Origin of the sequence: Nitrosospira multiformis (assembly GCF_900111585.1) — a bacterium.
GTDB lineage: Bacteria > Pseudomonadota > Gammaproteobacteria > Burkholderiales > Nitrosomonadaceae > Nitrosospira > Nitrosospira multiformis_B.
Window position 1 is genome coordinate 144,516 of record NZ_FOHI01000001.1, and the last position, 13,901, is coordinate 158,416.

A 13,901-nucleotide genomic window follows, 5' to 3' on the forward strand; every position below is an offset into this window, starting at 1 on the left:
TGTAGATAATGGAGTTCATGCTGTCAAAGCAGCTTCTCTCGGTTTTTGGTCTGATTTTGAAACTTCCCCACAACTCGCCTGATCTTTCTTCTTATCGGATGTATTGATAAAGGGTCTCGCGGCTTATCCCAAACTCCTTCGCCAGCTTTGTCCGGTTTGCTCCGGCTGCGGCCTCCTCTCGCAACCGGGCAATCCTCTCTGCGTTGAGTGCAGGCTTCCTGCCCTTGTAGACGCCCTTGGCCTTTGCCAGGGCTATCCCTTCCCGCTGCCTCTCCTTGATCAGAGAACGTTCAAACTGAGCAAACGCGCTAAGCATCGTAAACATCAACGTAGAGCGTGGATCATCATTACCGACAGTGAAGTTCATATTCTCTTTAATGAATTGAACCGATACTCCCCGGCTATTCATTTCCCTCACCAGCCTGAGCATGTCTTCCACATTACGGGCGAGCCTGTCCATTGAGTGAACGATGAGCGTATCTCCTGCACGAACATGATCGAGCGCCGCCTGGAGCTGAGGCCTGTTTGTATCCTTGGCTGATGCCTTGTCAGTAAATACCTTGTCTAGCGTAATACCATCGAGCTGGCGCTCATGATTTTGATCCAGCGAACTCACCCGCACATATCCGATTCTTTGACTGGACACGACGCTCTCCCCATAAATCGTCAGGATAGAATCTATAGCTCTTACCAAGGAATGTCAATTAATAATAATTAAAAGTCTATTTTGACAAAAAACAGTAGGAAAAGTGTCAGGCAGATTTGTCAGGATGGGGTGTCCCACAAATTGACACAATCGATACCTAAGGGGTTACAAAAATGGGGAGATTAGAAGCAGCTGATAAAATACGTTATCAAGGTCATAACGGCCCTTTAACGACTCGCAAGTAGCTTCTCCTGATGGTGGTTCTGGACGGTAAGATAAATATAAAATTGCATGCATAGCGGCAGTACTGCTATATCTAAAGATGCAGTTAAAACGCTCATAACGGTAGTTGTCTTAATGCCGCAGGGCTGATCAGAAGCATCCAGAAGGGTCCTTTCTATGTCCTTCCTGAGGAGATGCTTAAAGAAATTCAGGCGCGAACCACTGATGAGTAATCCCTCTATATGCCGGCAGGTGTACCAGGAGGCACAACTCGATGGATGTAGCTGAGAACGATAATGATGCATTACGCCGCTTGCGGCGAACAATGCGGGATTTAGTAGCTCTCTCGACCTTGTCGGAGGCGTGGGCTGGTTTAGAACCGGAGGATATTGCCAAGAGACTCGCTAAAGTTCTCTTGAGTACTCTTGATCTTGACTTGGTCTACATCCGCCTTGCCCAGCCCAACAGCTCTGGCTTCACGGAGGCTATATGCGACAAGCATCGTCCTGATGCGGACCCCTGCATTTACGAAGTGCGGGACTGGCTCACTTCGCTCTTGACCGATGCTGCTTCAATCCCGGTTGCTATAGTGCCTGATCCGTTTGGCACGGGCACTCTGCGAATGACTCTCACTCGGTTCGGCTTGGAAGAGCGTGATGTGTTAGTCACTGGTTCGCAGCGCGCAGGCTTTCCAACTGAGGATGATCGGCTGCTGCTGGAGCTCGCTGCCAACCAAGTTGCTGTCATTGCCCAGCAGCAGCGGGCCGAGCAGGCCCTCCAGCAAAGCGAAGAGCGGTTTCGCGGCTTTGCCAACGCCGCTCCAGCCATGCTCTGGGCGACCGAGCCGGACGGTTTCTGCTCATTCCTCTCTCAAGGGTGGTACGAGTTTACTGGCCAAGACGAGGACGAAGGACTGGGCTTTGGGTGGCTCAATGCCGTGCATCCGGAAGATCGGGAAGAAGCAAGCAAAAATTTCCTTTTCGCAAACGAGCGGAAAGAAGAATTTTTCATCGAGTATCGGCTGCAGCGGGCCGATGGTGTGTACCGGTGGATCATCGACGCAGGCCGCCCTCGCTTCTCCCTCGAAGGCCAATTTCTCGGATATGCCGGAAACCTGCTCGATATCACGGATCGCAAGCAGGTCGAGAAGGATCTTCAGGAAAGCCGAGAGTATTTGCGGGCTATCTTTGAATCCGTCGGTGATGGTCTTTACGTAATGGGACCAGATTTCCGCTGCACCTACCTGAATCCAGCTGGGGCAGCGATACTTGGCTACCAGGCCCGAGAGCTCGTCGGTCGGCACCTGCACGACATCATTCACCACACACACCCGGGCGGCGGTCATCGCGCTGTCAGCGAGTCCCCTGTGGCCTTAGCTGTGCGCGAGGGTGTGCCAGCCCGTGTGGACGACGATGTCTTCTGGCGAAAGGATGGCAGGCCAGTACCGGTTACCTACTCTGTTTCTCCGATAATGGTCGATGGGCGGCCCGCCGGAGCAGTCGTCGCATACCGGGACGTCACGGAGCAGAAGCAATCCGAAGAAAAGATGGCCGCTCTCTTGGGAACAGAGAAGTGCCGTGCTGCACTTCTGGCACGGGTAGCCAATGCAAGCAAGTCGATGAACGTGGAGTGGTCGGTGGACAGCATTGCCCGGATTTTGACTGAAGAAGCCCGCTCTATGCTTGGAGCTCACCAAGCAGTCACTTCCGTGACTATTTCAGCAAACTGGGCACAGGCGATTAGAGCGGTATCACTGTCGGACAAGTATGCCCACTATCATGCCTATTCCGAGAAGCCGGACGGGTCTGGCATTTACATGGAAGTATGCCGTACCAATCGTCCGATGCGGATGACTCAACAAGAGATGGAAGCCCATCCAGCATGGAAAGGGTTTGGAAAACATGCCAAAGATCATCCACCCATGAGAGGCTGGCTTGCCGTACCGCTGATCGGCCACGGGGGGAAAAACCTCGGCTTGGTCCAGCTCACGGACAAGACTCAAGGCGAATTCACCGAAGAGGACGAGGCGATTCTGGTGCAGCTTGCTGCGATTGCCTCTGCTGGGATCGAAAACGCCTATCTTTATGAGCAAGTGCGGGAGCAGGATCGACGCAAGGATGAATTCCTCGCCACGCTGGCTCATGAACTGAGAAATCCTCTTGCCCCCGTTCGTAACGGACTTGCCGTGCTCAAGCTGGCGCCTTCAATGGAGGCCACGGTGAGGACGCGAGAGATCATGGAGCGACAGGTGGAACATATGGTCCATCTAATCGACGATCTGCTTGACGTTTCCCGCATTACCAGCGGAAAGGTCCAACTCAAGAAGGAGTGGGTAGATATTCGCACGGTACTGGATGCAGCTCTTGAACTGAGTCGGCCTCTTATTAAGGAAAACCAGCACAGGCTGTTCATTTCGAATCCTAAAGAGTCGCTCCTGCTTGACGCCGATCCAACGCGTATGACCCAGGTAGTGAGTAACCTCCTGAATAACGCGGCGAAGTACACTTCCAAAGGAGGACAAATCGAGCTGTCTGCCGAGAGAGATGGCAGCGAAGTAATCATCAGGGTGCGGGATAACGGAGTCGGCCTTACGTCAGAGGCTCTGCCAGAGGTATTTGAATTATTTAGTCAGGTCGGGAAAACCCTGGATCGCTCACAGGGAGGATTAGGCATCGGGTTAGCCCTCGTCAAGCGACTTGTAGAAATGCACAACGGATCCATCACAGCGGAAAGCCAAGGCCTCGGGCAAGGCAGCACGTTCGTTGTCCATCTTCCCCTCCCCCCAACGCAAATAATCAAGAGGCAAGTTGCTGGGGCAGGTGACTCCTGTACCCTATCTATTCCCCGCCGCATCCTTGTGGTGGACGACAATGTGGATGGTGCTGAAACACTCGCCATGCTCCTCATGATGTCCGGACATACGGTAGAGACGATTCACACTGGCCCGGATGCTCTTAAGGCCGCTCAGACCTTTCAACCTGACGTAATGTTCCTCGACATTGGCCTTCCTGGTCTGAGCGGGTATGAAGTTGCACAACAACTCCGTTCTGATTCGAACATAAATGGCTTGATCCTGGTAGCTTTGACCGGATGGGGATCCGAAGATGACCGCCGACGAGCGCGAACTGCTGGATTCGATTATCACCTTACCAAGCCAGTCGAGATAGAAAAGCTGCAGCGGTTACTCAGCGAAATAGATCAGGAATTAACCACCAAGAGTTGAGGAATACGTTCGTAGTGCAGGTAATTGTTTGGGACCTACTGATCATCTCAAATCAGGAAGGATGAAGCCCTTCTATCCTTGCTTAAACCCTTCTACGTCCGAACCTTTTTTCACGGTGGAGAATTTATCGATAGCTCGCCCCGGTTGACAATTGCTTTTGATGCAGGAAAGGGTGGAGGATGCACCCCAAGAGAGGATAAAAGGAGATAAAGTAGAGGTTGAGATATTTTTTCCGAGGGAATATATGCAGAACCTGAATTTGAAGTTATTGGTGGTTGTTTTTTTCCTGTTTCCGCTTTCATTTCTCTCCGGTTGCGCGGCGGTGGCGGTAACGGGGGCGGCTGCGGGCAGTGGATATGCGGTAGCTGAGGACAGGCGTACAAGCGGCACCATGATGCAGGATGAGAGCATCGAGTTCAAGAGCAATGGGAGAATCAAGGACAAATTTGGCCGCAAGGTTCACGTGGAGGCCACGAGCTTCAATGGTAAGGTACTGCTGACTGGCCAGGCAGCATCCGCGAAGGTTAAAAATGAGGTTGGAGACATCGTGCAGGCCGTGGAAGGCGTGCGTGACGTCACCAATGAAATTGCCGTAGGAGAGATCAAGCCGCTTACCGCGCGCAGTTATGATGCCTGGATTACATCCAAGGTCAAGGCGAAGTTTGTGAATGAGGGGCTATTCCAGGCTAACCACGTCAAAGTCGTGACCGAGGATGGGGTGGTTTATCTGATGGGAATGGTGGATCGGGAGGAAGCGCAAAGCGCGGTGAAGATTGCGAGATCTACGGATGGCGTTCGCAAGGTTGTCGAAGTGTTCGAGTATCAGGAGTGACATTTGAATTTTTTAATCTACCTGGAATACTGTCCGACACGATCCGATCCCTTTGAGCGGGCGCTCAATGCATCATGGCGATGAATTCATAGCTTCCGTAGCGGGGAGGCGAAAAGGCTAACCAGGCTTCTTGTCGAGCTTGTCTGTTCCGGCTTCCGGTTTGCGTAGCCGGCGTGCGGCGGGTTTTTTCCTTCCCTTGGTTCCTGGTTTTTCTGACACTGTTTGATCTGCCGGATTGCCGGCAGTCTGTGCAGTTTCTGCCCCGGGCACAGGAGTTGCTGGCAGCAAATCTGCTTTCTTTTCCCCGGTCTTTCGACGGCTTTTTCTCTGCTGATGAGTTTCATCCAGGGAGCTGACGCCGTCGAGCGGCACTGATGGGGCCGCAATCTCAAGCGAAGCAGGAACAGGCGGCGATGCTTCCACTGCTGTGCCGCTATCGGCCGCCGCACTGCTGCTGCGATAAACATACGTGCCCGATTTCTCATCACGCCCCAATTCCAGCAGGCCTCGGGCTTGCGCCTCTTCAAGCAAATTACCGAAAGCACGAAAGCCATAATAAGACTCGTTAAAACCGGGTTTACGGCGCTTGATCGCTTGTTTGAGCGTCGATGCCCAGATTTTTCCGCTGTCGCCCCGCTCGGATACCAGGGCGTCGAAAGTCTCTACCGCCATGTTGATTGCCTGGCCCTTGCGTGCTTCGAGTTCTTCTCCTGGGCGTTTTTCCTCCGCAGGCGCATGCTTCACCACAGGCGGTGCTTCTGCTGTATCGTGTTTCGCGGCAGTCCGCTGGATTTCCCGTACCAGATCGTCATAAAAAATGAATTCGTCGCAGTTGGCTATCAGCAGGTCGGAAGTTGATTTTTTGACTCCAACACCGATTACTTGTTTCGCGTTCTCGCGCAACTTGGAGACGAGTGGCGAGAAATCGGAATCGCCACTGATAATGACGAACGTGTTCACATGCGATTTCGTATAACAAAGATCGAGCGCATCCACGACCAGGCGGATGTCGGCTGAGTTTTTACCGGACTGACGAATGTGCGGAATCTCGATCAATTCGAAATTTGCTTCGTGCAGCGCAGTTTTAAAGGTCTTATAACGATCCCAGTCGCAATAAGCCTTTTTTATGACGATGCTGCCTTTGAGCAACAATCGCTCCAGCACCGGCTTGATATCGAACTTCTCGTATTTCGCATCACGCACGCCAAGAGCGACATTTTCGAAGTCACAAAATACCGCCATGCTGACATTTTCCTGAAGTGTGGCCATAAGGTTTATTTCCTATCAATAATGGGGGGTCAGGGTCAGGGTGATTTCCCCTTCCCGTGTTCGACGTGTTCGAAATCCTGTATCAATTTCCCGATATGCCTTACCGCTTCGGGAGGCAGGGTGGGGTAGATAGGCAGGGCCAGCACTTGATCGGCAAGACGTTCCGCCAGCGGCAGTGAGACACCGGCGTGCGATTCCGAGAAGGCTGACTGCCGATGGCAGGGGAGAGGATAGAAAACGGCAGTTGAAATATTATGCTCTGCCAGAAACAGTTGCAGCGCATCGCGCTGCGGATGGGTAACTACGAACTGATGGTGGACGGGAACAGTGCCTTCAAGGACTGTCGGCCAGTTGCATTCCGTATTTTGGAGAGCTTGCTGGTAGAGCGCGGCAAGCTGGTGGCGCTGCGTGTTCCAGTTATCCAGATAGGGAAGCTTGACTCTCAATATTGCTGCCTGGAGTTCGTCGAGGCGGCTGTTGAAGCCGATCTCGGCGTGCTGGTAGCGGTCCTGTCGCCCGTGATTTCGAAGGCGTCGCAATCGCGACGCGAGATCGGGATCGCTACAGGCAATCGCTCCACCGTCGCCATAAGCGCCCAGGTTTTTTGTCGGGTAGAAGCTGAAGGCGCCGGTGATACCGAAGGATCCGATACCCCGGTCGTGATAGCGCGCGCCGATTGCTTGCGCCGCATCTTCGATCAGCCACAGATTGTGGCTTGCGCAGAATTCCTGTAACGGCGCGAGGTCGACCGGCTGCCCGAAAAGATGGACGGCGATGACGGCTCTTGTCCGCGGCGTTAACGCCTGCCCCACGCTGCTCGCATCGATATTGTATTGGCCGGGTGCACAGTCGGCAAAACAGGGGCGCGCTCCCGCAAGGCTTACCGCCTCTGCCGTCGCAAAAAAGGTGAAGGCGGGCACGATTACGTCATCTCCCGCACCTATTCCCAATGCCTTGAGGGAGAGTAACAGCGCGTCGGTACCGGAATTGACGCAGATGACTTCAGCAGCTCCGATGTATTCCGCAAGCTCGTATTCCAGTGCCGCGTTTTCTGCACCGTCGATAAATGTGCCTTTCAAAAACACCTGCTGCACAGCAGCGTCGATTTCTGCACGCAGTTGCTGATACTCCTGAGCTAGGTCGAGTTGCGGGACGATCACGGGCAGGGCCTGAGTATCTGCTGGCGGATGTGGTGCGCCAGCTCCAGGGCAGCATTGCCTTCCGCTGGCGTAACCTGGGGTAATGAACGGTTGCGGCAGGCATCGAGGAAGGCTGCGAGTTGCAGGCTCAACGTATCTTCCTGTATCCGTTGCGTGGGAAACGCAAGCGTGTGGCCGTTCACAGGCAAAGGACCCGTTGAGCTGTTGGGTGCCTTGCGATAGGTTATCCGGCGCCTGAAATCGATGACCCATGTTTCATCGTTTTCCAGTTCCGCAACCATGCGACGTTCTTCCTGCTTCGTACCCCGCCCCCAGTATGCGTCCAGGAATGCCCGGCACCCATTGGAGAAAGCCAGTTCAACTTCTGCTTCATCTATGGCTGTTAAACCGCAGCTTCTACCGGAGGCATGCAGCTCCACCACGGAGGAATCCAGGCTATGCAGAACCAGGTCAAGATCATGGATCATCAGATCGATGACCACGTCCAGTGCGCTCGGTCGCGGGGGATGTAGTGTGGTACGCACCGATCGGATGGTACGGGCGAACGGGAGGAGTGTTCTGCCAGCGGTAAAGGCCGGATTGAAGCGTTCGATATGTCCGATTTGCAGGATGCATTGATTTGCCTCCGCTACCATTCGCAGTTCCATCGCCTGTACCGCGGTTTCCGCAATCGGCTTTTCCAGCAGCACGTCCAGCCCCTGCTGGAGCAAGGATCTGGTCAGCCCGAAATGCGTGGCAACCGGTGTCGCAACCGATACGGCGCGGATTGTGGGCGGAAGTTCTGCAACACATGTAAACCAGGGAACATCCAGATGCTCAGCCAGGAATTGCGTAATCGGATCGGGGTCGATCAATGCCTGGAGGCGGCTTCCCGGCAAGCGGGAGTAGCACAATGCATGCAAGCTGCCGAAATACCCCACGCCGACGACAGCGGTATCAACAGGCAACGCCGGTTCGAGGACAGGGGATAGCGGCACGAGTGCATTCATCAGATTCATCAGGAGAGCGGCATCTCTGCCAGCATCCATAGACCCAGTATCTTTCCGGTTTGCGGATTTTCGACGATACGGTCCAACGGAGGGGGAAGGTTGAAAGGCGCCAGCGTCAGGTTCACGGAACGCCATCCGCCCGTGGCGATGTCTGTGTTGGCGCTGGTCATTTCATGGCTGGTTGCCAGCAGGTACTTTGCTCCGGAGCGACGGATATTGGAAAGCGCCCGCAGAATGTCCGCCAGTGACAGGTGGATCAGGGCATCGCGGCAGAGCACTGCATCACCGCGCGGCAGGCTATCTTCTACCAAGTCGGCAACCTCGAATCTCCAGTTGGGATGGGGAAAGCGCTGCCGGTTTTCCTCTATCAGCGCAGGAACGATATCGACACCGATGTATGCATCGAGATCGATTGCAGTATGCTGCCGCCAGTTGCAATCCCCGCAGGGTGCATCCACCAGTGTGCGAACGCCGAGGCGGGTTAGCAGAGGGGGAAGTTCACGCCGCAGTATCCCAGTTCGTTCCAGCGTGGAGCCCGGCCCCGAACGGGATTCAGAACTCTGCCAGGCGTTGCAGGTATAGATTTGCTCGAATACGCTGACACGATCGCCCGGATGGCTGTTTTCTCCAGCCTTGCTCTCGTTCTGATCATTTCGATTCTCCCGGCATCGATTTTCTCGACGTGCCCGAAGGACGGCAATGGGACGATTCCATAACCTATACTTGAGCCGATAAAGCGACATGACAAGTGGCCAGAGACGCGAATTGTGGATTTTCGCCAGCTCGAACCCGGCCTGCTCAGCACGTGTGCGCTCCGCTGCGGCTTCAGCCACAGCAAGATGTTTCTCCTGCTCCACCTGATGGCGCCTTTTGGTGAAATCGGCGATCTCGCGGAGATATCTGCTTGCCGCCTGAAGGCGGGAGTCGGAGGAGCTTTCCTGCTTCGGTTTCCTCTCCGTGGATTCGCGGACGTGCGCTTCGATTGCCTCCTGGTAAACCTGGAGAATCCGCTCGATCGCCGGATCGATACCCGCTTCTGATCGCACGCGCCGGGTAACCTCACGCGCTCCGGCCACCTCATACCGGTCGAGTTCCCGCGTGATGGTATCCAGAGTAATGGGATTGCGCAAACTCCGTATACCGAAATTGAGCGCGCGAAAGGTTTCATAGTTGTCCGGAGTGATCATGCCCCCGAGTCCGGCTGCGTCGCAGGCTATTACAGCCGTTCCGCTGGCAAGGGCTTCAAGCGCGCAACGTGCTTTCGCAAAGACAATATCATAGCGGCCAAGAATCTGTTCAGGCCGGGCTTCACTGTGCCCGACAGAAAGGCCGATGGCATCGAGTTCGATGCCGTGGCCGGCACAGGCTCGGCGCAGGATTTCCAGGCGACCGTCCTCACCGATGTAATTACTGAAAACCAGGGCCTTGCGCGGTATGGCAGGTAAATCCGCGCGCAGGCCGAATCGCTCCAGATCGACAAAATTGCGTATTACACAAATGCGCGCGGGAGGGATGCCATCGAGGCATTGCAGTCGTTCCTGGCAGAGATCGTCCACAGCAACATAGCGCTGGATTGTGGGGAAGCGTGGCGCCATTTCTTCCCACGGCAGCCAGCCATGGCAGAAGTAGACCGCAGGCGTATCGGGAAAATGCAACATGGCCGTCATTGCATCGAGATGATGCTGGCCATGAATAATGTCGGGCGGAACCGTCAGCAGATTGAGATCGTCGATGACAGGAATGGCCGCCGAATGTAACTCCTCTGCAACCGCTCCAAGTCGAGTGCTATAGGCCACAGGGTTATGGCCGCGCCGCAGCAGCGCCGAGGCCAGGTCGCGGACATACAGTTCAGAGCCGGCGCGGGTGTCGAGCGTGTTATTGGTTATGAGTACCCTCATGGCGCTTTTCTGTTTTTCCCTGCTCTATCCGCCCCAGCCGATATCTTTGTATTCAGCCGGTTCATGATTGGCAGAACATGCTCATGAAACCGGATGACGTCCCGGTAACGCCCGTCCGCCACACGTTGTTCCCCGCGGATTTCATAAAAAGGTTTCTGTTGCAGGAAATTTCGTTCCGGCTCTTTCCCCGGTAAGACAGCCGCATACAGGTATTCACGGCCAAAAGCCTCTTCACCATACGAGCGGAACGCATCCTCCACCTCCTGCTGAAGGATTCCACCTGCTCGACTGGCATACTCGCGCATGGTTTCCAGCTTGTGCGCCAGTTCACGCTCGTTCAATTCGATAATGCACTGCTCGCTCTCCTGCTGGATGACAGGATTCGCGCTTTCTGCACGACATGCAGTTGGCTGCACAGTGGGTCGCGGATCCCCCATGAGGGGGATAGTGTAATGCCGGACAAGGTATTCTTTTCCATCCGCAACCCTGGCGATATTGGGGACGTTGTTGGTAATAGCCACCGCAGTCCGGACAAGTACCTCGCATAAGTCATGTGTCGGGTTGTAACCCTCGATGCCGTCGCTTACCACCGTGCGAATATCCCGCGCAGCGATAAGTGCAGTCAACCGCTCGCAGAGGTCATCGAACATATCGTATTCGCCATGCAGCATCTTCCTGTAGATTTGCCGGTCGGTAAGTTCACCGCACACCGGCGCGATTTCAGCCCCCAGCCCCTGCAGGATATTCAAGGTAGCCGACAGCCGGGGCTTATCATCGCTTCCTGAACCGTCGGTAAGAATGCAAACCAGAGGTTTCGTCTGCGCGATCCAGCCGTAGAGGCGCAGTTCATGCCCCGGATGGGCGATGACCAGCAAATTGCGCCTCCCGGAAAGATTGCCGGAAAGATTGTTCCGCCGGGCGTCGTTCATTCCAGAACCCTTACATCGAGCGTATTCGGCAGATAAACCTGTGTCCAGAACTTTGCAGTCTGGTTAGGCAGCACTTCGAATACGTGGGCGATCTCCACGATATCGAAGAACAATGCCTGTTGATGGGCGTTGACGGGATGTGTGAGCGAAATTCTCAAGCTGTATCTGCCGTCAGTCAGCGGGAGCGATGTCCGGTAAAGCACCTCGGCCTGCTGCGATGGCTCCAAGGTCAGCAGCGTCTGTCTTTGCATGAGGAAGTCCGCTCCTATTACCGGCGTCCGATTCTTATCGCAAATTTTGTAGTTGACTGAAAAAGTACAGGGGCGGGCGGCTTCAACGATGATACGTATGAGGACTGATTGTCCGAATTCTGCCGAGCGTACCAGCAGTCCTTTATCATCTGTCATTTCCGCGTAAATTACACGCACATCGCCAGTCCCCGAGCGGCAGTGATTTGCATTTTCAGCAAAGCGTGCAAGATGCTCCTTCTCCACGCTCTGGAACGGGCTTGCTGCCGTAAAGGATCCAGACGCGGAGGATCCAGACGCGACTCCAGACACCGCCCTCGAGCTGGTGGGGGAAGCAGTACGGTGAGGGGGAGTGATCCCGGTCTCAGAAGCGTCGGATGTGCTCGCGATTCTCGAATCGTTGTTTCCAGAAACGGCTACGTTTATTTTCCGGTTATTTGCTTCCTGTACTTCACGAATATAGCGTGCAACGATATCCGGAGTGGGACCGATTTCCAGTGCCCGACCATGCTTGAGGTAAAGGGTGTGCTCACATAAGGCGCTCACCACTCCCACATCATGACTGACAAAGAGGATGGTGGTACCGCGTTCCTGCATCTGCTTCAATGTCACCATGCACTTCGCCTGGAATTCCATATCTCCCACCGCCAGTGCTTCATCTATGATCAGTACCTCCGGCTCGACCGAGATGGCGACGGCGAATGCAAGGCGTACATACATGCCGCTTGAGTACGTCTTTACCGGTTGATCGAGGAAATCGCCAATGTCGGCATAAGCAGCGATGCGCTCGTAGCGCTGTCCGATCTCGTCAGGATTCAATCCCGCAATCGATGCCGCCATATGGATATTCTCGCGGCCGGTAAATTCCCCGTTGAAGCCGGCTCCCAGTTCAAGCAAAGCCGAGACCTTGCCTTTGATATATATTTCACCCTGGGTGGGTGTCAGCGTTCCCGCGATCAGTTGCAGCAGCGTGCTTTTCCCGGATCCGTTCGGACCGACGATCCCGAAGGTTTCTCCACGACGAATCTCAAAGGAAATGCTATCCAGCGCCCGGAATTCCCGATACAGTTGCTTTCGGTTACCCCACAGGCCTTGCAGCAGCCGGTCCTGCGAACGGCCATAAATGCGATAGGTCTTTGACAGCCCCGATACGCGAAGCGCAATATCTGCGCTATTGATATCATCGGTTGCCGTTGGCGGAGAGGAGGCCATGGAGGAGTCGCATCTTGTTTCGGCTGTGAGTTCTCTCGGGACTGTCATTACAAAGTCGCGTCGAGGCCTCGTTCTGGCACGATCAAACGCTTCGGATGGAATGGGGAAGTATGGCATGTATGTAATGTATGCCGAGAATTATCTTAGCCGAGAACCGGGGTTCCTGCTACTGGTGCCTGAAGTATCCGGAGTATCAGCGATTACGCAGTTCAAGTTTATCAATGCGGGACTGACTCATGAAGGAAGCCAGTATCCACCCAACAGCCATTGTCCATCCCGGTGCGCAACTTGGCTCGGGCGTTATCATCGGGGCTTATTCCATCGTGGAAGAGCATGTTGCGATTGGCGACGATACCTGGATCGGGCCGCATGTTGTCATAAAGGGGCATACGCGCATCGGGGACAATAACCGGATTTTCCAGTTCTGCTCGCTAGGGGATGAGCCGCAGGACAAGAAATATAAGGGCGAACCTACCCGATTGGAAATAGGCGATCGAAATACGGTTCGCGAGTTTTGCACTTTCAACCGGGGTACCATCCAAGGCGCGGATGTTACTCGCCTCGGGAATGACAATTTCGTGATGGCTTACGTCCATCTGGCGCATGATTGCCAAGTGGGTAACTTCACGACCTTTATCAATAACGCTTCCCTGGCGGGCCATGTACAGGTGGGCGATTACGCGGGACTCGGGGGATTCACCTCCGTCCATCAGTTCGTTCGCGTGGGCGCCTACAGCTTCACCGGCTTAGGCACCGTGCTGACTCAGGACCTGCCGCCTTATCTCCTGGCGGCAGGAAATCCCGCCATGCCTTACGGTCTCAACTGGAGAGAACTCAAGCGCCGGGGTTTTTCCGATTCCACTATCGGGGCATTGAAACGCGCCTACAAGCTGGTATACCGGTCCGGCCTTGCATTGAAAGAAGCGGAAGCGCAGCTCATGCAGCTTGCTGGCGATACGCCGTCTGTCCAACGCTTTCTTGATTTTATTTCCGTACGAGGACGTGGAATTATCCGATGATGGGTTAGCAGGGCTGATCTTTTCGGCGCGGTAAGCATTTGGAAAGTTGCAATCAAGACTTCACTTGGTAAAATAAGCTTTCAGTACTCAGCGGAAAGATCGTACAAGTAGCTTTGGAAGGCAGCTTTGGAATCAGGTTTTATCGAATTACCTGTTACTTCAAAGGATGCAGCCCGGGTTATAACCTTTACACCACCACGATCCTTTCGATCGACTGCTGATTGCAGATGCTTCTGATGCTTGCGCGGCTTATA

General features: G+C 54.4%; 10 protein-coding genes. 3 read left to right on the forward strand and 7 right to left on the reverse strand.

The window, feature by feature from the left end; all coding sequences use genetic code 11:
• Window positions 1–91: 91 nt before the first annotated feature.
• The gene (locus tag BMW46_RS00625) at window positions 92–646 is read right to left on the reverse strand and encodes a recombinase family protein (RefSeq protein ID WP_074703755.1); all 555 of its coding nucleotides are present in this window, start codon (window positions 644–646) and stop codon (window positions 92–94) included.
• A 496-nt stretch (window positions 647–1,142) separates the two neighbouring features.
• On the opposite strand from BMW46_RS00625, the gene BMW46_RS00630 reads away from it, so the two are divergent.
• Window positions 1,143–4,091, forward strand: a complete 2,949-nt coding sequence (locus BMW46_RS00630) for a PAS domain S-box protein (RefSeq protein WP_074703756.1) — start codon at window positions 1,143–1,145, stop codon at window positions 4,089–4,091.
• 244 nt (window positions 4,092–4,335) lie between these two features.
• A complete protein-coding gene (locus BMW46_RS00635) occupies window positions 4,336–4,923 on the forward strand; it encodes a BON domain-containing protein (protein ID WP_074704463.1) in 588 nt (195 codons plus the stop codon).
• 117 nt (window positions 4,924–5,040) lie between these two features.
• On the opposite strand, the gene BMW46_RS00640 is transcribed toward BMW46_RS00635, so the two are convergent.
• The 6 genes from BMW46_RS00640 to BMW46_RS00665 are packed head-to-tail and all read right to left on the reverse strand — an operon-like array spanning window position 5,041 to window position 12,628.
• Window positions 5,041–6,192, reverse strand: a complete 1,152-nt coding sequence (locus BMW46_RS00640) for an NYN domain-containing protein (RefSeq protein WP_074703757.1) — start codon at window positions 6,190–6,192, stop codon at window positions 5,041–5,043.
• A 35-nt stretch (window positions 6,193–6,227) separates the two neighbouring features.
• Window positions 6,228–7,352, reverse strand: coding sequence for a DegT/DnrJ/EryC1/StrS family aminotransferase (locus BMW46_RS00645; protein WP_218141735.1), 1,125 nt, complete (start codon window positions 7,350–7,352; stop codon window positions 6,228–6,230).
• Entirely contained in the window at window positions 7,349–8,380 is a 1,032-nt protein-coding gene (locus tag BMW46_RS00650; RefSeq protein WP_074703758.1) for a Gfo/Idh/MocA family protein, read from the reverse strand. The genes BMW46_RS00645 and BMW46_RS00650 overlap by 4 nt, the downstream gene beginning before the upstream one ends.
• The gene (locus BMW46_RS00655) at window positions 8,350–10,239 is read right to left on the reverse strand and encodes a glycosyltransferase (RefSeq protein ID WP_074703759.1); all 1,890 of its coding nucleotides are present in this window, start codon (window positions 10,237–10,239) and stop codon (window positions 8,350–8,352) included. Before BMW46_RS00655 ends, BMW46_RS00650 begins: the two co-directional genes overlap by 31 nt.
• Complete coding sequence (locus BMW46_RS00660) at window positions 10,236–11,168, reverse strand: hypothetical protein (RefSeq protein ID WP_074703760.1); 933 nt, start codon at window positions 11,166–11,168, stop codon at window positions 10,236–10,238. The genes BMW46_RS00655 and BMW46_RS00660 overlap by 4 nt, the downstream gene beginning before the upstream one ends.
• Window positions 11,165–12,628, reverse strand: a complete 1,464-nt coding sequence (locus tag BMW46_RS00665) for an ABC transporter ATP-binding protein (RefSeq protein ID WP_074703761.1) — start codon at window positions 12,626–12,628, stop codon at window positions 11,165–11,167. The genes BMW46_RS00660 and BMW46_RS00665 overlap by 4 nt, the downstream gene beginning before the upstream one ends.
• Window positions 12,629–12,864: 236 nt before the next feature.
• On the opposite strand from BMW46_RS00665, the gene lpxA reads away from it, so the two are divergent.
• Window positions 12,865–13,647: an acyl-ACP--UDP-N-acetylglucosamine O-acyltransferase gene (gene lpxA / locus BMW46_RS00670; RefSeq protein WP_074703762.1), complete on the forward strand. Its 783-nt coding sequence runs from the start codon at window positions 12,865–12,867 to the stop codon at window positions 13,645–13,647.
• Window positions 13,648–13,901: the final 254 nt, after the last annotated feature.

Bases quoted from the DNA above. Each gene is read 5' to 3' on its own strand.
- BMW46_RS00635 (WP_074704463.1), top strand. From the start codon at position 4,336: ATGCAGAACCTGAATTTGAAGTTATTGGTGGTTGTTTTTTTCCTGTTT.
- lpxA (WP_074703762.1), top strand. From the start codon at position 12,865: ATGAAGGAAGCCAGTATCCACCCAACAGCCATTGTCCATCCCGGTGCG.
- BMW46_RS00665 (WP_074703761.1), bottom strand. From the start codon at position 12,628: ATGGCCTCCTCTCCGCCAACGGCAACCGATGATATCAATAGCGCAGAT.
- BMW46_RS00650 (WP_074703758.1), bottom strand. From the start codon at position 8,380: ATGGATGCTGGCAGAGATGCCGCTCTCCTGATGAATCTGATGAATGCA.
- BMW46_RS00655 (WP_074703759.1), bottom strand. From the start codon at position 10,239: ATGAGGGTACTCATAACCAATAACACGCTCGACACCCGCGCCGGCTCT.
- BMW46_RS00640 (WP_074703757.1), bottom strand. From the start codon at position 6,192: ATGGCCACACTTCAGGAAAATGTCAGCATGGCGGTATTTTGTGACTTC.
- BMW46_RS00630 (WP_074703756.1), top strand. From the start codon at position 1,143: ATGGATGTAGCTGAGAACGATAATGATGCATTACGCCGCTTGCGGCGA.
- BMW46_RS00660 (WP_074703760.1), bottom strand. From the start codon at position 11,168: ATGAACGACGCCCGGCGGAACAATCTTTCCGGCAATCTTTCCGGGAGG.